The sequence below is a fragment of the Haliea sp. genome (assembly GCF_040221975.1).
In the GTDB taxonomy this organism is placed as follows: Bacteria; Pseudomonadota; Gammaproteobacteria; order Pseudomonadales; family Halieaceae; genus Haliea.
In genome coordinates, this window is record NZ_JAVJWR010000033.1 from 395,366 (window position 1) to 415,426 (window position 20,061).

A 20,061-nucleotide genomic window follows, 5' to 3' on the forward strand; every position below is an offset into this window, starting at 1 on the left:
CTATCCATTGCGGTAGCCGGGTGCGACCATGCGAATGAAATCGCGCCCTTGAATCAATCCAAGAGATCTACACGTTGTTGCGAACACTTCTCCGCCGCCCCTGGCTCCACTTCCTGCTTCTGGGCATGCTGCTGTTCTGGCTGCAGAGTCAGCTCTTCCCTGTACCCAAACCCGTGGTCGGGCCGCTCGGTGACGCACGTGTTGAGGGCCTCATCAGTCAGTGGCATGCGGCCACCGGCCGGCGCCCCCAGGGTGCCGAACTGGAGCGGATACTGCGGGCGGAGCTGGAACAGGACATGCTGTTCCAGCACGCAGTCAGCATGAATCTGCACCATCAGGACCCGGTGGTGTTCCAGCGCCTGGTGCTGAACATGCAGTTCCTGGGCCTCGGCGCGGAAGGTGACACTGACGCCGAGCTGTTCGAGCGCGCCCTGGACCTGCGGCTGCATCTGGGCGATGAAGTCGTGCGGCGACGGCTGCTGCAGGTCATGGAACAGCTGCTGTTGGCGACCAATCCACCGCAGCCGCCATCCGCCGAGGCGATAGCCGCCGCGTTTGCACAGCGCGCCGAGGAACTGCGACACCCTCCCCGCTATTCGATCCTGCAGCTTTTCTTCGATCGCCAGCGGGAGCCGGAGCTGGAAACCCTGGTGGCGCGAATCGAAGGCGCAGGCATGGACCCGGAAGCTGCCCTGCAACTGAGCTCACCCTTCATGCACGGTTACACTTTCCGCGCCCAGACACCGGACCAGCTTGCCCGGATTTTCGGGGCTGTATTCGTCAGCAATCTGATGGCCACGGATCCGACCCCAAACCGCTGGCACGGACCGCTGCGCTCTGCCTACGGCTGGCACTACGTGTGGGTGGACAGTGTCACCCCGGCTCGGCCCGCCAAACTGGAGGAGGTTCGCCCCATTCTGCGGCGTGACCTTGAGCTGGAGGCGCGCAAACAGGCGCTGGCAGACGCCATCGCGGTGCTCGCCGACCGCTACGAGTTGCTGCTGTGAACCGCTGCATACGCCTGGCCAGGTTCGCTATCCTGCTGCTGGCAGCCTGCCTGGGCACGACGGCACAGGCCCACCGCTTCGCACCCACGCTGCTGCAACTGGTGGAGCTGGCCCCAGGTTCCTACAACGTGGTCTGGAAGACACCGGCCCAGGCCACCAGCCCGGTACCACTGACACCGGCCTGGCCGGAGGACTGCAGCGTGGCCAGTGCCAGCCCGGCCCAGCCCGAAGGGACCGGGCTGGTCACCAGCCTGCAATTGCACTGCGCGGGCCTGGGTGGCGCCGGCCTGGTGGGGCAGACACTGGGGGTAAACGGCCTCGCCGCCAACCAGGCCAGCGTGATGCTGATGCTGACCCTGCTGGACGGGCGCCAGTACCAGCAGGTGCTGAACGCGGAGCAGCCGCGGTTTACGGTACCGGAGGAGCCGGGCGCAGGCCAGGTCATGACGGACTACACGGTGCTGGGCGTCGACCACATCTGGACCGGTATTGATCATCTGCTGTTTGTGTTCGGCCTGCTGTTGCTGGTGGGCGGCAACGTTCGCCTGCTGTGGACCATCACCGCCTTCACCGTCGGCCACAGTGTCACCCTGTCCCTGGTCACTCTGGGATTTTTCGACTATCCCGTGGCCCTGGTGGAGTTCACCATCGCCGTCAGTATCTTCTGGCTCGCGGTGGCATTGAGCCAGAGCGGCGAACGCAGCTTGTTTCGGCGCCATCCCTGGTGGCTGGCAGGCGGGTTCGGCCTGCTCCACGGCATGGGTTTTGCGGGCGCCCTGGCGGAGACCGGGCTGCCCGCAGGCAATATGCCCCTGGCCCTGCTGTTCTTCAACATCGGCATCGAACTGGGCCAGATCGCCTTTATCCTGTTGACCCTGCTCCTGTGGCAGAGCCTGCGCCGGCTTGTCGGCGAGTGGCAGGCACAACTGCGGCCGCTACCGGTCTACCTGCTCGGTGCCCTGTCCGCCCTGTGGTGCATTGAGCGCGGGCTGGAAGTGCTGGCCTGATACCGCTCACCGGGCGCTCCAGCGGCGCGCCCGGGCACCCGCCTGGGCCAGGCTGGAGGCCCACGCCAGCTGACCCTTTTGCGGATGAATCCCCGCCCGCTTGAGCTTGAGAATGATCCGTGCCGGCAGTCCCGCCATGATCACGGCAATGCCCTCGCTGTGCAGGTCGGCAATGAGGGACTGCAGCGCCACGATGGCGGTAAAATCCATGGTCGACACATCACCCATGTCGATGATCACTACCTTCACCCCCGGGTCCACCACCCGCAGGGCTGCCAGCGCGCGCTCGGCAGCGGCAAAAAACAGGGGGCCGCTCATGTCATAGACTGCGACGCTGTCGGGCAAGCCCTGCAGCAGCGGCTCCGCCGCCTTGTGCAATTGCCGGGTGTGGCTCAGGCCCGCCATGCGTCCGATCAGCAGCGCCGCCGCCAGGCCGATGCCCACCGCCACGGCAATGACCATGTCGAACAGCACCGTAAGCAGGAAGCAGACCACCAGCACCGCAACATCCCCCGGCGGAGCCGAGCGCAGGGTGTGACGGAAATGACGGGATTCACTCATGTTCCAGGCAACCACCAATAGCAGTGCCGCCAGCGCACTCATCGGCACCAGCCCGAGCAGCCCCGAGAGGAAAGTCAGCGCCGCCAGTACCACCAGGGCGTGGACCAGTGCCGCCACCGGCGAGCGCGCGCCACTGCGAATGCTGGTGGCCGTTCGCGCCAGTGCCGCGGTGGCGGTGATACCACCGAACAGGGGCGCCACCAGATTGCCGATACCCTGTCCCACCAGCTCCGCGTTGGAGTCGTGGCGGGTTTTGGTCAGGCCGTCGGCGACCACCGCACAGAGCAGCGATTCGATCGCGCCCAGAATGGCAATGGCGACAGCGGGCCCCAGCAGGGCCCTGAAGAGACTGAAGTCCACCACCAGCGGTAGCCCATCCGCCCCCGGCAAGCGCCAGGGCAACGCCAGCTCCGGCAATACCGGCGGGATGCCGCTGCCGGACAAAGCGCCTGTTGACCAGCTGAAGCGGGAAGCAATGGTTGCCACGGAAAAAGAGGATGTACCGAGTACGCGCTCCAGTCCCCAGCCCGCCAATGCCGCCAAAGTCAGGGCCACCAGGGGCGCGGGTATGGGCAACCGCAGCCGCGGCCAGGAGAGCAATATGACCAGCGTGAAGACACCCACACCCAGCTCGGCGGGGTTGATCGCCGGCAATGCCCGGACGATGCCCGCGACCTTGTCGGGGAAGTGCACACCGGGTTGTTCGATCACCAGGCCAAAGAAGTCCGGCAGCTGCAACACCGCAATGACCACCGCGATACCCGCGGTAAACCCCAGCACCACCGGATAGGGTATGTACATCACCATGCGTCCGAGACCGCTGACCCCGAAAGCAATGAGTATGACTCCCGCCATCATGGTGGCCAGGAGCAGTCCACCGAGCCCGAACTGTTGCACAATGGGGATAAGAATGACCACGAACGCGGCGGTAGGCCCGGAAATGTTGAAACGCGAACCACCCGCCAGCGCAATCAGCGCGCCGGCAATAATGGCCGTGTACAGACCGTGCTGGGGTGGCACGCCGATGGCTATCGCGAGCGCCATGGACAGGGGAATGGCGACTGTACCAATGGTGAGTCCGGCCATGATGTCGGCGCGCAGGCCGGCCAGGCCATAGCCCCCACCCAGCCCTGCTCGCATTCCTGCGCCGAGGGCAGGCAGGCGGATTTCTGTTAAGCGATCCAACACAGGTACGTCCTTTTAGCGCATCAGCTCAAGCCTTGCTCATCAGCTCGAGGATACGCCAAAACTGCCCCCTGTTGGGGACTGTTAGCCGCCGAAGGACGGTGCCCGCACCTCGCGCTCATCCTGGGCAACCACGATGAGATCGCGCTGCAGGTAGCGAGCATCGCCATCCCGGAGCTCAATCACGTCCCGATATCGGATGTACATGTCGAGGCACAGCTCGCGGCCGTCACGCTGGTAGAAATGGGAGGCCACACAGTAAGTCTCGCCCCTGCAGGTATCGCCCTGCCACTCCCCGCTGACTTGCCCGAGCAGGTGGAACGTCCGGTCAAACTGGCGCAGGAACTCGAGGTTGCCGATGAAGACAGCGCGGGATTCAGCCCGGAAGCCGGGACCCTCCTGGGTGAACTCAGGCCACATGATGGCTTCCATGGCGGCAAAATCCCGACCATCCACCAGCTGCGCATAGCGCGCAGCCAGGGACCCTGGGATCGCGTCCTGGTTCATTGGCGGGCCTCAAAGTGGGCCACCAGCTCCGCGATGGTGGCCGCCACCCGCCCAGTGCCGTAGCCGAGCTCCTCCACGCCCTCCGGCTGGTAGCTGACGGTGGCGCCACGGCCGGCAAACATGATGACGTCCGGCAGCAAGGGGTGCTCTTCGCTGCGCACTTCCAGGTCCTGGGGATTGCCCACCGCATCGCACCACAATTCAAAATAGGCCTTCCAGGTCAGGTTTTCATCGCCCACCAGGTAGGCGCGACCGGACTCGCCGTGTTCCAGGGCGCCGAGTACCGCCTCCGACAGGGAGGGCGTGGTGATGTGGTTGGTGCCGCCTTCAGGGGCAAACATTGGCACGCCCTCCATGAAGCCCTTGGCGTACAGATAATTGTAGTACAGATGCTCGACCTCCAGCCCCGGCAGATGGCCCAGAACAAATGGGGCATTGAGGCTGCAGACGGCAAAGGTGTCATCACTCATGGCGCGGATGGCGTCGTCGGCGAGCGCGCGCGAACGCACGTAGGGGCTGGTCTCGATTTTCTCCGGCGCCACCTGTGGGTAAAAGGTGCCGATATAGGCTGCACGCTTGATGCCCGCCGCCTTCGCGGCGGCAAAGAAACGCGGTATACCCTCGGTATTGTAGCGGGTGTAGAAGGCGTCTTCGGTCACGGACCCATCCTGGGGCAACTGGCGGATGTCGACGCCGGCGGCAAAAACCAGCCAGTCAAACCCGGCGAGGCGGCCATCGGTAACATCATCCTCCACATAATGTGTAGGGATAAAGGGCAACTCTGCCAGGGCCGGCACCGAGGGCGCTGACCGCGCCATCAGGGTAACGTCGTGCCCCTTGCCGGCGAGATACAACGCCGCATGCCCGCCTATCAGGCCGGTACCGCCTACAACCAATACTTTCATAATGCCTAGTCCTCATGAGGTCTTGCCCAATTTGCCCGGCCGCGGCCGCAACCACGCGCTGGAGCACAGTCTAAAGCCCTGCCCCGTCGCCTGCGAAGCGGCAGCGGGAGATCTGCAGCCGCAGGCGGGCAAAAAAGCGCAATCGGACTACCAATCCATACGGATTGGCACCGTGAAGCGGGCCGTCAGTAGCCGGCCGCAACAACCGGGCGAGGACAGCGGACCCTTAATAACCATTTGATTATTATGGCTATAATCGCCATAGTGCCGAGCGGAAACAGTTGGTTTTTGGAAACTTTGGCTCTAACATTGAGTCCAATGGTTGAACGCACCACGTGTGCACGGCAATGGAGCAGCAAGCGATGCAAGAGAAAGGTTTCTACAATCTGAACACAGCGGGCATGGAGTCTGTGGTCAGCACCAACAAGGTGCTCAGGAACACCTACATGCTGCTGGGCATGACCCTGTTGTTCAGCGCGGTCACCGCCGGCATTTCCATGGCCGTGGGCCTGCCCCACGGCGCCGCCCTGGTGCTGATGCTGGTTGGCTTCGGGCTTCTGTTCGTGGTCCACAAGATGGCCGATACCAGCAAAGGGCTGCTGGCCATTTTCGCCTTCACCGGCGTCATGGGAGCCTCCATTGGTCCCATGCTGAACCACTATCTGTCGATGCCCGGCGGCCCCTCCCTGGTGATGCAGGCCATGGGCGGCACCGCGCTGGTTTTCTTCAGCCTGTCCGCGTACGCACTGACCACCCGCAAGGACTTCTCCTTCATGGGCGGCTTCCTGATGGTGGGCCTGATAGTGGCGGTGGTTGCCATGATTGCCAATATCTTCCTGGCCATCCCGGCACTGTCCCTGACTATTTCCGCGGCAGTGGTCATGATCATGTCCGGCCTGATCCTGTTCGATACCAGCCGTATCATTCACGGGGGCGAAACCAACTACATCCGCGCCACCGTGGGCCTGTACCTGAACATTTACAACCTGTTCATCCACATGCTGCACCTGCTCACCGCCCTGGGCGGCGATGACTGAGACAGCAGTGGTGAAAGCCCCGAACCCCGGCCAGTGCCGGGGTTTTTTGTTGAGCTGCTGACATGCCCCTGAGCTACGCCCTGCTGGTCCTCGCCGGCCCTGCCTCCGGCCACAGCAGTCTCACCGCAGCCCGGTTTGCGCGCGCACTGCTGGCCCGGGGCCACCACCTGCAGCGGGTTTTCTTTCTCGACAACGGCACCCTGACCGGCCTTGCCAGCGCGGTCACGCCCCAGGATGAGCAGGGCGCTCTGGAGCAGTGGGTACAGCTGGCCGCGGAGCACCAGACCGAACTCATCCTCTGCATCAGCTCCGCCCTGAAGCGCGGCCTCCTGGACAGCACCGAGGCCACCCGCCACGAGCGCCCCGCCGCTACTGCGCACCCGGCCTTCGAGCTGGGCGGCCTGGGCCTGCTGGTCGAGGCGGCCCAGACCGCAGACCGTCTGGTGACGTTCGGATGAGCCCTGTGCCCGCGGCTGCGCGCAAATCCATCCTGGTGGTCAGCCGTCACGCCCATCCGGGCAGCAGCCTGCCGCGCTCGGCGCTGGATACTGCATTGGCGGCGGCAGCCTTCGACCAGCCGGTGACGCTGCTGTTCCAGGGCGAGGGCGTGCTGCAGCTGCTGCCGGGCCAGGACAGCCGTGCGGCGGGTGTGCGCAACCTCCGCAAGGTGATCGATTCACTGCCACTGTACGACATCGAGACACTGTATGTGGATGCCGCCGCCGCATCCGCCTTGGGCCTGCCGCCGGACGCCCTGCCCGAGGGCGCCCAGTGGCTGGATGCCGCCGGCGTACAGGCGCTGCTGGCCCGTCACGACCACGTCCTGGGATTCTGAGCCATGCTGCTGCACACCGTCAGTCGCTCTCCCGCCCACACTGCGCTGCGCGATTGCGTGGCGCTGCTGGGGCCGGATGATGCCCTGCTGCTGCTGGGCGACGGTGTCTACGCGGCACTGGCCGGCAGTGAAGCGGCCGCGCTGCTGGACGCCAGCGGCGTCACCGTATTCATACTCGAAGCCGATGCCGCCCTGGCGGGCATACAAGGTCGATTGCTGCCCGGCGCTACTGTCGTGGATGACGATGGCTTCGTCGCCCTGACCGAGCGCTATAGCCGTCAGTTGGCCTGGTACTAGCGTCCGTGCTGCCAGATAGCGCCTTCGACCGGGAAGGTTTTCTGCGGGACCTGGGGGACTGGACTCCCGAAGTCGCGCAGCAAATTGCAGAGAACGAGAATATCCGGCTGACCCCCGCGCACTGGGAGATTATCGAGTTGCTGCGAGCCTACTACCAGCGCTTTGACAGCTCCCCCGCCATGCGCCCCCTGGTCAAGTGGGTAGCGCAACAGCTGGGGCGCGACAAGGGCAAGAGCATCTACCTGCTGTCCCTTTTCCCCGGCTCGCCGGCCAAGCTCGGCAGCAAGATCGCCGGCCTCCCGAAACCCGACAACTGCCTGTAGCCACCCATGCCCCTGAGTACCTTCGACCCCGAACGTTACCACGAACTGCTCGCTGCCAAGAGTGGCCGTGTGCAGGGATTACTGGCGCCCTTCGGCGGCCCCGCTGCGGAAATCGTGGCCTCGCCGAGCTCAGGATTTCGCATGCGCGCCGAGTTCCGTCTCTGGCACGATGGCGACGACCTCGACTATGTGATGTTCCGCCGCGGTGAACCCGCCACGCCGGTGCCGATAAAACACTTTCCCATTGCCTGCGAACACATCCAGCAGCTGATGCCGAGACTGCTGGCATCTCTGCGGGATGACAGCGAGCTCCGCCGCAAGCTGTTCCAGGTGGAATTCCTGAGCACCCTGGCGGGAGACACCCTGGTAACGCTGGTCTATCACCGGCGGCTGGAGGAGGCTTGGCGAGCGCGGGCGACAGCCCTCGCTACCGACCTGGGCATTGCCCTGGTCGGGCGCAGCCGCAAGCAGAAGGAAGTGATCGGTCGCGACTTTGTCACCGAGCGACTGCACATAGGCGACCGCGACTACCACTATCGCCAGTACGAACAGGCCTTCACCCAGCCCAACGCCAAGGTCAACGTGCGGATGATCGAGTGGGCCTGTCGCGCCGCAGCACCTCTCGGCGGCGATCTGCTGGAGCTATATTGTGGCAACGGCAATTTCACCCTGCCTCTGGCCCGGCACTTTGGCCAGGTGATCGCCACCGAGCTGGCCAAGACCTCCATCCGCGCGGCCCAGTGGAATCTGGAGGCCAACAACGTCGACAATGTGCAGATGATCAGGCTGGCAGCCGAGGAGGTAACCCAGGCGATCAATGGCGAACGCGTGTTCCGGCGCCTGGCCGGCCTGCCGAAGCCGCTGGCGGAGTACCGGCTGAACACGGTGTTTGTGGACCCGCCGCGGGCAGGGCTGGACCCGGCCACGACGTCGATGGTGCGGCGCTTCCCCACCATCCTCTACGTATCCTGCAACCCCGAGACCCTGGCCGCCAATCTGTCGGAGCTAAGCCAGACACACCGGGTGGCGGCGCTGTCCCTGTTCGACCAGTTCCCCTACACCGACCATATGGAGTGTGGAGTACTGCTGCAGCGATTCGACTAGCAGCGGATGCCGAAGGCCAGCAGACCGCGCCCGAGGACTTCGTCCAGGCGTTCGGCATCACTGTCCTTGACCTCGAGATAGCGCAGTCCGTGGTCCTTGCAGACTTCCTTGTTGCGCAGCTTGGCGGACAGGTGTGACGGCGCCGCACCGTCCTGCCAGCAGTCGATGTAGACACTGCCAGCGGGCAGGTAGAAGTCCGCATGCAGGGATTCCTCCACCGGCAGCGCACGCTGCGTGGCATGCGCCAGCTGTGCCAGATACAGCCAGTTGCAGACCAGCGCCTGCAATCGGGAGTCCGTGCGGTGGCCGTCGATACCGCTACAACCACGCCCCAGGGCCGGCGCGCCGGCTTGCTCTGGAGCAAACAGGTCCGGCGCCTGGGGATCCTGCGCGGGCAACACACCCTCGCCGCTGGCGCAGTCGGGCTGGCCCGAGAGACGCTCCAGTTCCCGGTGAATGACCGGGTGATCGACAATTTCGTGGGGCCAGTTGACATAGAACGCGCCGGTGCTCTCGCTCTCGGTTTGCTGCCCGCCCAATTGGCGGCCGAACTCCGTCAGTTCCCAGCCCAGGATACTGTGCTGCTGCAGCCCCAGCTCGGCCAGTGCCCGGTTCAGCTGTCGTGGCTGCAAGCGCGGGTAATAGCGCCGCATCTGGCTGGCAGTAATACGCTGGTTGGATTCGATGGCGCTGAGCAGCGGGTGCTGCGCCAGCGCCGGCGGCCAGACAATATAGCGACCAAAGCGTTTGCTGTCGCGGTAGCGGCCACCCTCGTATTCGCCCTTGGGCGTCAGCAGCCAGGTGTCGTCATGGCGCTGGATCCAGCCGTAATCCTTGAGAGTGACAAAAAGCTGTTGCACCGGAATCTCCAGGGCCCGTGCCAGCGCGGTAGTGGACAGGCCCTCCTCTGCGCCGTTCATGCGCTGGCGGTCACCGCGGTGCCGGGATAGCGGGCCTGCAGGGCAGCATAGACACAGTCGGCGTAGTCCGGGGCATTGCTGTCCAGCGTCGCCAGAACCTCTACCAGATGCTCGTTGTCCTCTCGCCCCTGCCACAATTTCTGGTAGCTGCCATCCTGGTAACCATGATCCTGGCGGAAAAAGTTGAGCACGTTCTTGCCAACATAGGCACTGTAGAGACGCTCAAAGTCCAGCCCCGCGGCCAGCAGAAGCTCCCAGAAGCGGGACGGCGAAAAGCTCCTGGTCTGCAGCGAATGCAGGGCCAGCGCCTCGGTGGCCTCGCGCACCCCCAGCCCCTGCGGCTGGAAATCGCCGACTTCCGCTGCAATGCTCGCGGCCATGGTGTCAATGCTGTCGCCGCTGGCGAACAGGGCCGAGAGCCCGAAATGCCAGATATCAATGACCTCCAGCTGGACCTGCTCCAGGTCCGGAGACTGCTTTTTCCACCATTTGTAGCCATAGTGTTCGACCAGCTCCGCGCACTCGATCCACAGCGCGCGGTACCAGGCGAACTCCTGGCTGATCCAGTGGGGATGGATCCGCGTGTTCATCCGGTCCTGCATGGCCAGCATGGTTCTGAGTGCCTGTTCCAAGGGGAAGCTCCTGTGGGCTGCTGTCTGGTCTGGGCAAAGGATACCAGCTTCTTCCCAAACAGCGACAGGCAGACTACCCTTGCTCGCAATTAACGCTGGAAGTGCTGCCGATGTTCAGGTTTGGCCGAATCGTCACCTTGCTGTTGCTCGCTTGCGCCCTGCCGCAGCTGGCAGCTGCCGCCACCTCTGACAGTATTGGATCGTTGCAGGACGAAATGCAGCAAGTCGTCGAGGCCAGCCAGTCCGATGCCGAGAAGCAGGAACTCCAGGAGCTGTACCAGTCAGGGATCGAATTTCTGCGCAGGCGCGACGCACAGCTGGAGAGTCAGGCTGCCCTGGACGCCCTGATCGAGCGAGCTCCCGAACAACTACGCCGTTACCGGCAACAATTGGAGAGCCTGCAGCCGCCCTCGACCGAGTCCATTCGACGCAGTTTTCAGGCCGCAGACCTCAACACGCTTGAGGCGCGGCTGCGGGAACAGGTCAGCGTCATGTTTGCCCTGCAGGGCGAGCTGGCGGCAGTCAACGGCGAGCTGGTTGCGGCTCAAACCCTGCCAGAGACAGCACAGGGCCAAATCGCGAGCAACCAGGCACGTGAACAGGAGCTCAATGAGCAACTGCGACAGCTCGAACGGCAGCCAGAGAGTCGGCTCAAGCGTGCCCGTATCGCCCGCCTGCGGGCAGAGCAGGCAAGTCTGACTGAAACCACTAGTCTGCTGCGGCGCAAATTGTTGAGCAACGCTGTCCTGCATGAGCTTGCCGAGGCCCAGCGGGCACTGCTGCGTGGTCAAATCAGTGCGCTGGAAACAGAAACAGACACACTTCAGGATCTTCTCGAAGAAACCCGGCGCAGCCAGTCATTGCAGACAGTCTCGGAAGCCACCGACAGTCTGCACCTGACCAGCCACCACCAACTCCTGCGGAAACACGTCCAGCTCAACCAGCAACTCAGCGAGGAGCTGCTGGCCGCGTCGGTCAATGTCGGAGAGATGACCCGGAGTGGCATCGCCACTGCCCAGCAAATCGAAAGCCTGCTGCAGATCGAGCAGGCTCTGGAGCAACAGATCGAGGTCCTGCAGGGCAGCGTGCTGCTGTCGCGCATCCTTCACCAACAGAAACGGGAGCTGCCCGGGGTCCGTGGCTCCCTCACCACAACTGACCAGATCGCCGACCTCAGGCTGCGGCAGTTCGAGCTGAACGCAATGAAGAGTGAGCTGGAGGATCAGGCGCAACTGGTGGACCGGCTTCTTGCAGTGCTGCCAAGGGAACAGCAGCAGGCACTGCGGGCGGATATGCAAAAGGTCATCAGCAACCGGGCGAGCCTGATCGCGCAGCTGGAGCCCATTACCAATGCCCGACTCAGCCAGGCCATTGCCCTGCAGCTCAACCAGCAGCGCCTGCGAACCCTGAGCGACAACCTCCGGCGCAGGATTGATGACCAGCTGATCTGGGTTGCCAGTACCCGCCCGGTCGACAGTAAATGGTTGACGGCCCTGCCAGTGATCCTGAAATCGCAATGGCAGGACCTGGATCTCACCGAACTGACAGGCGACCTGTTCACCAATCTGCGCGAGAACTGGCCCTGGCTGCTGCCCTTCCTGGCGCTGCTTGGCGTCTATTTCCGTGTCCGGGGAAAGCTCCGGGCGCGACTGGCGACCCTGCATGAGGAAGTCAGGCACTTCCGCCAGGATACGACCGCCCATACGCCGCTGGCACTGTTGCTGACGGTGATTCAGGTCGCCCCGGTACCGCTGGTGCTGGTGACCACGGGTCTGATGTGCCTGCGCCTGGAACCGGTACTGCCGGTAACCGGTACGGCGCTGATACAGCTGGCACTCGCCTGGTTCATACTGCATTTGTTGTATCGAGTCCTGGATCCGGCAGGGCTTGCCGGGCGGCATTTCCGCTGGCAAAACAGACTGGTGCAACAGCTGCACAACCTGGTCCGCAATACCGCCTGGATTTTGCTGCCGCTGGTATTGGTCACTACCATCAACGTGGAGATCCCCGACTACCAGGAGCAGGATGCGCTGGGGCGCCTGTTTATCATTGTCGGCATGACTCTGCTGGGCATACTGCTGGGACGCAGCATGTGGAATACGCAACCGCTCTACAGTTCGAGAACGGCCCACTTTGGCATCACTCTGGCGCTGGCGGCAACGCCCCTGCTCCTCGCCGGAATGACCTTCTGGGGATTCCAGTACACGGCGGTGAATCTCGCCCACAGGTACTGGTATACCCTGTACCTGATAGTCCTGTGGATGCTTGTCGAGGGCACCATCGTGCGCAACCTGAGCGTGGCCGGACGCCGCCTCGCCTACCAGCGTGCTGTTGCGCGTCGCGAAGCAGACCTGAGTCGCGAAGGCGCAGAGAACGAGGTGGCAGTGGAAGTACCTGAGCTCGGCATTGCCCAGGTCAACGAGCAATCCCTGCGCCTGGCGAAGCTCGCGATGCTGGCGCTGTTTTCGCTCCTCATCTATCTGGTCTGGTCGGATCTGGTGAGCGCCACAACGTACCTGGACTCCATCACCCTCTGGGAGTACAACGCTGGCAGCAGCGAGGTACCCGAGCTCGCGCCGATGAGTGCCGCGGATGTACTCGGTGCCCTGCTCATCATCGTGTTCACCGTCGCGCTCGCGCGCAACCTCCCGGGGCTACTGGAAATCCTTGTGCTGTCGCGGATAAATCTGCAACAGGGCAGCAGCTACGCGGTCACCACCCTGCTCAGTTATGTGATCGTCAGCGTCGGCTTCATTACCGGGCTCGCCGCCCTCGGCGTGAGTTGGAACAAGCTGCAATGGCTGGTCGCCGCGCTCAGCGTGGGCCTGGGTTTCGGTCTGCAGGAAATATTCGCCAACGCGGTCTCCGGCATTATCATCCTGTTCGAGCGCCCGGTTCGTATCGGCGATGTCGTCACTATCGGAGACCTGTCGGGCACTGTCAGCCGAATACGGATTCGCGCCACCACGATCACTGACTTCGACCGCAAGGAAATCATCGTCCCCAACAAGAATTTCGTCACCGGACAGCTGATCAACTGGTCACTGCACGACACCATAACCCGGGTGTCAATTCGTGTCGGAGTTGCCTATGGATCCGATCTGGCGCTGACGCGGAAGCTGCTCCAGCAGGTTGCCAATGACAACCCGCGCGTGCTCAAGGACCCACCTCTCCAGGTACTGTTCCTCAATTTCGGCGACAGTACCCTGGAACATGAACTGCGAGTGCACGTCAAGGATGTCGGCGACCGTCTGCCAGCCATTGATGAGCTGAACCGGGAGGTCGATCGCCTGTTCCGCGAGCACAACATCGAAATTGCCTTTCCGCAGGTGGACCTCAACCTGCGCAAAGGCGAGGGACTCGACCAGCTGACGGCGCGGCTGGCCCCGGATGCAGGAGGATAGAATGTTCAGGTTTCTTGCCTTTTTTTTGTTGCCACTCTGGGTACAGGCCCAAACCATCGCCGTGCCCGAACCGCTGGGTGACTGGCAGGCGTGGGTATTGCGGGAGCTTCCCGAACACCGCTGCCCGCTGCTGCACTCTTCCCGGATTCCAGAACCAGCGGCCTGGGCCTGCGTCTGGCCGGAGCGCCTGGACCTCATTGTGGACAACCGTGGAGCCGTTTTCCGGGGCGGCGCAACGCTCTACGCCGAAGACTGGTTGCCGCTACCCGGGAGTTTTGCACTGTGGCCGCACGCGGTGCTGGTCGACGGCGAGGCCTGGCCGGTGGTACGTCACGACGGCCTGCCGGCCCTGCGCCTGCCCGCGGGAAGCCACCGCATAGAGGGCCGTCTGGACTGGTCCGAGCGACCCAATTATCTGCCCCTGCCCGCACTGTATGGCTGGGTTACGCTGTCCGTGGACGGTAAGGCCCGCGTTGCCCCCGAACACGACCAACAAGGACTATGGCTGGGCTTGCCAAGGACTGACACTGCCAGCGCTGTGGCTGCCGACGCACTTGAGATCGAGGTGTTCCGGCGGGTTGAAGACGGCGTCCCGGTTCTGCTTGAAACCCGGCTCCGTCTGACGGTGTCCGGCGCATTGCGGGAGCTGGCGCTGGGACCGGTATTGCCAGCGGATTTCGAAGCCATGAGTCTGACCTCATCGCTGGAAGCGGGCCTGCATCCGGAACAGGGCCTGTTCCTGCTGCTGCGACCCGGAGAGCATCGCGTGACCATAGTTGCCCGCGCCCGTTCCTCGCTGCCCACCTTGAGCGCAATCGCCGGCACGGCGCCCTGGCCCGACAGTGAGCTGTGGAGCTATACCGCGGACCCCGCCCTGCGGACCCTGGAACTGAGCGGCGGCCGTGCGGTAGATCCGCTGCAGGAAAACATTCCGGCAGCCTGGAGGCAGCTTCCGGCCTGGCGCCTCGATGCCGGTGAAACCCTGGCCACCGAGCTCCGCAGCCGCGGACTCGGCAGCGTCGGACGGCCCCGACTCACACTGCTGCGTCAGGCCTGGCTGGATTTTCACCAGCCCGTCCTGCATGTCACCGACACTATCACTGGCACCACCGGAGGCCTCCAGCGTCTGCAGCAGAGCGCGCCCTGGCGTCTCCTGCGAGCAGAGCTCGACGGTGTACCCCAGCCCCTCAGCGCGGGCACGGACGGCGGCAGCGGCGTAGAACTGCGAACCCTGGAGCTCGCGCTGCGGGCCAGTGCCAGAGTGCCAAGCGACGGCAACATCCGGGTCAGCGGCTGGGATCAGACCTTTGACCGCATCGACACGACCCTGCACCTGCCGCCGGGGCAGATTCTGGTCGCGGCGCCAGGCGCAGACCGGGCGCCGCATACGTGGCTCGCAGGCTGGGACCTGCTGGACCTGTTCCTGGTGTTGGTGACCGGCATGCTGCTGGGACGCCTGCTGGGCCGTGCCTGGGGGCTGCTGGGGCTGCTCCTGCTGGCCCTGGCTTATCCGGACTACCCGGTCCTGCTGTACCTGCTGGGCGGCACCGCCGCCGTGCAATTGTTGCGTCAAGCAGTTGGAGGCAGCGGGTTGTTCGCAAATGCTATCGGGGTGGTGTATCGGGGCCTGGTGATCGGGCTGGTCCTGGTCGCCCTGCCCTTTATCGCCGGACAATTGCGGCTGGCGCTCTATCCGCAGCTGGAGCTGTACCAGATTGATCAGGCCCAGCCTCTTCATCGCAGCATCGTCCAGACGGGACAGGACATGGCGGAGGCGGCCGCCCCGGCCAGCGCGGAGAGCAGAAAATTCGCGGCTGGAGGAGTACGCTTCGACAGAGTGGCACCCGACTCTGTTCTGGCCAGTGAGCCGCCCCCCACTGCGGAAATCAGCCCCCAGGCCCTGGCCGGGCCCGGGCAGCCGGATTGGAGCTGGCGCCGCGCCGAGCTCAGCTGGAGTGGCCCGGTTGTCAGCGAGCAGACCATGCGCCTGGTCATCCTGCCGCGTTGGCTCACTACCCTGCTGCGCGTGCTCACCGTGGTGGCGCTCGGGGCACTGTGCTGGCGCTGGTTCCGGGCTCAACTGCCCTCTCCACGATCCGGCATGGGCAGCAGCGCTGCGGTGCCCCTGGTGCTGGTATTGCTTGCGACCACGCTGCTGGTGCCGCTACAGGCCACTGCAGCGGATGGTCCAATACCGCCCCCGGAACAGCTGCAGGAACTGCGCCAATGGCTCCTGCGGCCACCCGCGTGCGCGCCCGCCTGCCTGGAACTGCCCGCGCTCGCACTCCGAATCGAAGGCAGCCATCTGCACCTGCGGATGGATGTGCATGCCGCGGCTGACGCCGGTCTGGCGCTGCCCCGGGTGCAACCGGGGTGGCAAGTGCTGGAACTCAGGGTTGACGGCGCAGAGGTCAACAGTCTGCGCCGGAGCGGAAATGAGCGCTGGCTGTGGCTGCAACGGGGCGTGCACCGGGTCGAATTGCGGGCCGCCCTGACAGCCCAGGCAGACAGGGCCTCGCTGCAGTTTGCCATTCCGCCGCGGGCGGTCCTTGTGGATACTGGCCCGGGCTGGAGCGCGGCCGGGGTCAGCGCCGGACGTCTTGCCGGCGACACCCTGGAACTGCACCGGGAAACCGCCAGGGCCGGGACTGCCGCGGAGGCGCCGGCATTGAGCCGCCGGGGTTTCGACGCCAGCCCGTTTTACCGGGTGCAACGACAGCTGTACCTGGGCAACGAATGGCGCCTGCAGACCAGGGTGCAACGCCTCGCTCCGGCTGGCGGCAACCTCGTCCTGACGGTTCCTCTGTGGCCGGGCGAAAATCCGCTGGACGATAATCTCGCCGTGCGCGGTGGTGCGGTTGAGCTGACACTGCCGGCGGGCACAGAGCAGCGACAGTGGCTGTCGAGCATCGCGCCGGTGACCCACATGGAGGTGACCGCTGGTGCCCTGGACGAACGCAGCGAGCAGTGGGAAATAAGCAGCTCGGGCCTGTGGCGGGTGGACGCCAGCGGCACGCCCCTGGTCGCCATCAACGATCCCGGCGGCCGCCAGCACTTCCGACCATTGCCGGGGGAAACCCTGATGTTGGAGATTGCGCCAATATCGCCACTGGAGGGCCCCTGGCTGGCAGCGGACCGGGTGGGACTGGATATCCGTCTCGGTGCACGCAGCGCGGAATACACCCTGCACGCGCGCCTGCGTGCCACCCGTGCAGGTACCCATACCGTGCAACTGCCGCCCGGGGCGGAGTTGCTGGAGGCAAACATCGAGAACCGTGCGCAAAACCTGCAGGCGGAGGATGGCGCCCTGCGCCTGGCGCTGGCCCCGGGCGAGCAACAGCTGGTGGTGCGCTGGCACCAGCCGGAAAGCACGGGAATCCTCTGGCGCAGCGCGGTTCCGGACCTTGGCGTTGCAGCGGCCAATGTCAGTACCACTGCCACCCTCTCCGACCGCCGCTGGGTGCTCTGGACCGGTGGCCCGCTGCTGGGACCCGCAGTGCTGTACTGGGCCGCCCTGGCGGTGATGCTGCTGGTCGCCTTCGCGCTCTCACGCAGCGGCCGCACCCCGTTGCGCTTGCATCACTGGCTGTTGCTGGGCCTGGGGTTCTCCACCGTTTCCTGGCCGGCACTGGTACTGGTGGCGAGTTGGTTGCTGGCGGTCGACTGGCGCGAGCGCAACGGGGCCGAGCTCACGGGCAGGCAGCGCAACGGCGTCCAGCTGGGCCTGGGCCTGCTGACCGTGCTGGCGCTGATAGTGCTGTTCAGCGTGATTCCCGCCGGGCTGCTCGGGCAACCGGACATGCAGGTCGTGGGCAACGGTTCCAGCAGTAGCGAACTGCGCTGGTTTGTCGACCGCAGCGCGCCCGCGCTGCCCGAAATCAGTATTGTGAGCGCGCCGCTATGGGTGTACCGGCTTGCGATCCTGCTGTGGTCGGTATGGCTGGCCTCGGCCCTGCTCGGCTGGCTGCGCTGGACCTGGCAGGCCATGGGCAGTGGCGGGTACTGGTGGCGCAAGCCGGTGGTGGCGGAATCGACTGCAGAGGGTGCAACAAAGTGAACCGGCGGTAGTCAACTCACGGACCCGGCATGCTGGAACCGGAAGGAACCGACGCGGGACTCGACCATTTCCTCATGCAGCCGGAGACAGCCGCGTCAGCAGTGCCTCCCGATACCGGCGGCTGCAGGGGATGGTGCGGCCGCCCAGCATATGAAGACGGGCGTCGCCTGAATCCAGCGGTTCGATGGAGGCGACACAGTCGAGGTTGACAATGTAGCTTCGGTGAACTCGTACAAAACGCTCCGGATCAAGCCGGTCTTCAAGCGCGGAGAGCGTGCTGCGCAGGGGGTAATCACGCTCGCCTACGTGCAGGTTAACGTAGTTGCCGGCCGCCTGGGCCCATTCGATTCGCGCGGCATCGACCAGGAACTCGCGCCCCAGCATCTTGACCAGAAAGCGCGCGGGGCGATTCTGGGAGCCCGGATCGGGTTCCGGATCTGGCCCCCGGTCGAGTATGCGCGCTTCCCCCTGGAGTCGCAGCAGCACAAAGCGATACAATTGGATGATCAGGACATTGACCAGGAAGGAGCGCACGTCCTTCATGTATTCATATATAAGCTCGCGTGGCCACGGTCCGAAGCTGTAGTTGCCACCGGCCAGCCAGTAAACCGCTTCGCGAAAGCTGACCATCATCAGGACATGGCCCAGGCTGTACGCCACGCTGGCCAGCAAATAGATAAATAGAACTCGTCGCCAGTTGTTAACCTGAAGAGAAGTCCGGCGCGTCAGGATCACCAGGGCGGGGATCAATAACAGGAAAGACAACGCGCTGGTCGATTCCCAGACCACGGGCTCCCATGGGGCGATATCCAGTCCGCGCCGCTGGATCTCCATGACCTCGGTGATGCTGTTGAACACGGCAGAAACCGTGTAGACGATAATCCAGTAACTGGTCTCGACGTAGCGGCTCAGCGGCGCGTAGCGCCGATACCATTCTGCACTGTCAGCTTTCATTGGCGGGATTCTAGCCGAAATTCATCCCCGGCACCCACCGTTCGCCCCCCACTCCCGGCTATTCGTCCCCACGCTCTGGGCAGGCGACAGGCGCTGCGCCAGGCTGCTCCGAACTTTTCCGTCATCCGAGTGATTGTCTGATGAACCGCCGCTATGATATTGATGCCCTGCGTGTGCTCGCCTTTGCGCTTCTAATCGCCTACCACATCGGCATGGTCTACGTTGCCGACTGGGGATTCCACTTCAAGAGTCCACAGCAATGGGAATGGCTGCAGTGGCCCATGATTGCTGTCAACCGCTGGCGTATGCCGCTGATATTCCTGGTGTCGGGGCTCGCGCTGGGGCTCACCGTGAAGCCGGGGCGGCTACTGGCCTTCACCGGGCGAAGAACCACGCGCCTGCTCCTGCCGCTGGCTGTAGGCATCGTCGCGGTGGTCCCCATACAGGCCTACTGCGAAGCAGTGTCCAATAACGCCGTCGCACCTGGCTTCTTTGACTTCATGCTCCGCTACCTGCAGTTTCGACCCTGGCCAGAGGGTGGCTTCGCCGGCGCGGCGTTTGGATTTACCTGGAACCATCTCTGGTTTCTGCCGTATCTCTGGCTGTACACGATACTGCTGCTGGCTCTGCTGGCTCTTGCCTACGCCCGTCTCAGGAGCCTCATGTGGATCGGGAAGATCCTGCCTGGCCGATGGCCAACCGGGGTGTTGATCTCTCTGCCGATCCTATATCTGTTCTCCGGCCTCTACTGGCTTGAGCCGCGCTTCCAGGCCACGCATGCGCTATTCGACGACTGGTTCAGCCATGCAATCTACCTGCCGATGTTCCTCTTCGGCTTTGCTGTGGCACGCTCGGAGCCATTCTGGCGGCGCATAGACCGGTTGTTGCCAGTCAGTTTCAGCCTGGCCATTCTGACCCTGTGTCTTATCATAGGCCTGCGCCTGGGCGTACGACAGCTGAGTGAGACCGGCCTGATCGCCCTGGCGGACTGGAACTGGATGGCTATCTCGCGAGGCACGCAAGCCGCATACCAGTGGTGCGCACTACTGGCCATATTGGGCGCAGCCCAGCGTTGGCTCAACCGTCCCTGGAACTGGATACCGCGAGCCAACGCGGTGGTTTACCCCTGGTACATCCTGCATCAGAGCCTGATCGTGCCGTTGGCTTTCTATCTGACCCCGTTGCGTCTGCCCCATGCGCTGGAGGTGATGCTGGTGGCTGCAGGCACTGTCGGCGGCTGCCTGCTGATAACAGAACTGTTCCTGCGCCGCTCTCGGTGGTTGCGTCCGTTGTTTGGTATGCAGTAACACTACCTCATATCGACCA

General features: G+C 64.1%; 17 protein-coding genes. 11 read left to right on the forward strand and 6 right to left on the reverse strand.

All coding sequences use genetic code 11. From position 1 onward, the window contains the following. Nucleotides 1-77 precede the first annotated feature (77 nt). Together RLO07_RS16855 and RLO07_RS16860 are read left to right on the forward strand one after the other, a co-directional pair. Complete coding sequence (locus RLO07_RS16855; RefSeq protein WP_462293301.1) at nt 78-1,007, forward strand: peptidyl-prolyl cis-trans isomerase; 930 nt, start codon at nt 78-80, stop codon at nt 1,005-1,007. Next, nucleotides 1,004-2,014, forward strand: a complete 1,011-nt coding sequence (locus RLO07_RS16860; protein WP_462293302.1) for a HupE/UreJ family protein — start codon at nt 1,004-1,006, stop codon at nt 2,012-2,014. Before RLO07_RS16855 ends, RLO07_RS16860 begins: the two co-directional genes overlap by 4 nt. Nucleotides 2,015-2,020: 6 nt before the next feature. Here the strand turns inward: RLO07_RS16860 and dauA are convergent, their stop codons facing one another. From dauA to RLO07_RS16875, 3 genes are all read right to left on the reverse strand, one after another. Next, nucleotides 2,021-3,760: a C4-dicarboxylic acid transporter DauA gene (gene dauA / locus RLO07_RS16865; RefSeq protein ID WP_462293303.1), complete on the reverse strand. Its 1,740-nt coding sequence runs from the start codon at nt 3,758-3,760 to the stop codon at nt 2,021-2,023. Nucleotides 3,761-3,844: 84 nt separating this feature from the next. Beyond that, nucleotides 3,845-4,267, reverse strand: coding sequence for a nuclear transport factor 2 family protein (locus RLO07_RS16870; RefSeq protein WP_462293304.1), 423 nt, complete (start codon nt 4,265-4,267; stop codon nt 3,845-3,847). Beyond that, on the reverse strand, nt 4,264-5,172 hold the full coding sequence (locus RLO07_RS16875) for an NAD-dependent epimerase/dehydratase family protein (RefSeq protein ID WP_462293305.1): 909 nt from the start codon (nt 5,170-5,172) through the stop codon (nt 4,264-4,266). Before RLO07_RS16875 ends, RLO07_RS16870 begins: the two co-directional genes overlap by 4 nt. A 362-nt stretch (nt 5,173-5,534) precedes the next feature. On the opposite strand from RLO07_RS16875, the gene RLO07_RS16880 reads away from it, so the two are divergent. The 6 genes from RLO07_RS16880 (at nt 5,535) to trmA (ending at nt 8,768) form a co-directional block, all read left to right on the forward strand. Beyond that, nucleotides 5,535-6,209 (forward strand): Bax inhibitor-1/YccA family protein, encoded by a 675-nt coding sequence (locus RLO07_RS16880; protein ID WP_462293306.1) that lies wholly within the window; start codon nt 5,535-5,537, stop codon nt 6,207-6,209. 62 nt (nt 6,210-6,271) lie between these two features. Then, nucleotides 6,272-6,667 carry a sulfurtransferase complex subunit TusD gene (tusD, locus tag RLO07_RS16885; RefSeq protein ID WP_462293307.1) on the forward strand — a complete coding sequence of 132 codons (396 nt, stop codon included), beginning with the start codon at nt 6,272-6,274 and terminating at the stop codon, nt 6,665-6,667. Further along, nucleotides 6,664-7,044, forward strand: coding sequence for a sulfurtransferase complex subunit TusC (gene tusC, locus RLO07_RS16890; RefSeq protein WP_462293308.1), 381 nt, complete (start codon nt 6,664-6,666; stop codon nt 7,042-7,044). The genes tusD and tusC overlap by 4 nt, the downstream gene beginning before the upstream one ends. 3 nt (nt 7,045-7,047) lie before the next feature. After that, nucleotides 7,048-7,341, forward strand: a complete 294-nt coding sequence (gene tusB / locus RLO07_RS16895) for a sulfurtransferase complex subunit TusB (RefSeq protein ID WP_462293309.1) — start codon at nt 7,048-7,050, stop codon at nt 7,339-7,341. 5 nt (nt 7,342-7,346) lie between these two features. Further along, nucleotides 7,347-7,664 carry a TusE/DsrC/DsvC family sulfur relay protein gene (locus RLO07_RS16900; protein WP_462293310.1) on the forward strand — a complete coding sequence of 106 codons (318 nt, stop codon included), beginning with the start codon at nt 7,347-7,349 and terminating at the stop codon, nt 7,662-7,664. A 6-nt stretch (nt 7,665-7,670) separates the two neighbouring features. Continuing rightward, on the forward strand, nt 7,671-8,768 hold the full coding sequence (gene trmA, locus RLO07_RS16905; protein WP_462293311.1) for a tRNA (uridine(54)-C5)-methyltransferase TrmA: 1,098 nt from the start codon (nt 7,671-7,673) through the stop codon (nt 8,766-8,768). Here the strand turns inward: trmA and RLO07_RS16910 are convergent. Together RLO07_RS16910 and RLO07_RS16915 are read right to left on the reverse strand one after the other, a co-directional pair. Continuing rightward, entirely contained in the window at nt 8,765-9,688 is a 924-nt protein-coding gene (locus tag RLO07_RS16910) for a hypothetical protein (protein ID WP_462293312.1), read from the reverse strand. The genes trmA and RLO07_RS16910 overlap by 4 nt on opposite strands. Continuing rightward, on the reverse strand, nt 9,685-10,320 hold the full coding sequence (locus RLO07_RS16915) for a dUTP diphosphatase (protein WP_462293313.1): 636 nt from the start codon (nt 10,318-10,320) through the stop codon (nt 9,685-9,687). Before RLO07_RS16915 ends, RLO07_RS16910 begins: the two co-directional genes overlap by 4 nt. Before the next feature lie 110 nt (nt 10,321-10,430). Here RLO07_RS16915 and mscK point away from each other — a divergent pair, with 110 nt between their 5' ends. Further along, nucleotides 10,431-13,724 (forward strand): mechanosensitive channel MscK, encoded by a 3,294-nt coding sequence (gene mscK / locus RLO07_RS16920; RefSeq protein WP_462293314.1) that lies wholly within the window; start codon nt 10,431-10,433, stop codon nt 13,722-13,724. Between the two features lies 1 nt (nt 13,725). After that, on the forward strand, nt 13,726-17,781 hold the full coding sequence (locus RLO07_RS16925; protein WP_462293315.1) for a hypothetical protein: 4,056 nt from the start codon (nt 13,726-13,728) through the stop codon (nt 17,779-17,781). 72 nt (nt 17,782-17,853) lie between these two features. On the opposite strand, the gene RLO07_RS16930 is transcribed toward RLO07_RS16925, so the two are convergent. Continuing rightward, the gene (locus tag RLO07_RS16930; protein ID WP_462293316.1) at nt 17,854-18,735 is read right to left on the reverse strand and encodes a LytTR family DNA-binding domain-containing protein; all 882 of its coding nucleotides are present in this window, start codon (nt 18,733-18,735) and stop codon (nt 17,854-17,856) included. A 140-nt stretch (nt 18,736-18,875) separates the two neighbouring features. Here RLO07_RS16930 and RLO07_RS16935 point away from each other — a divergent pair, with 140 nt between their 5' ends. Beyond that, a complete protein-coding gene (locus tag RLO07_RS16935; protein ID WP_462293317.1) occupies nt 18,876-20,042 on the forward strand; it encodes an acyltransferase family protein in 1,167 nt (388 codons plus the stop codon). Nucleotides 20,043-20,061 lie beyond the last annotated feature (19 nt).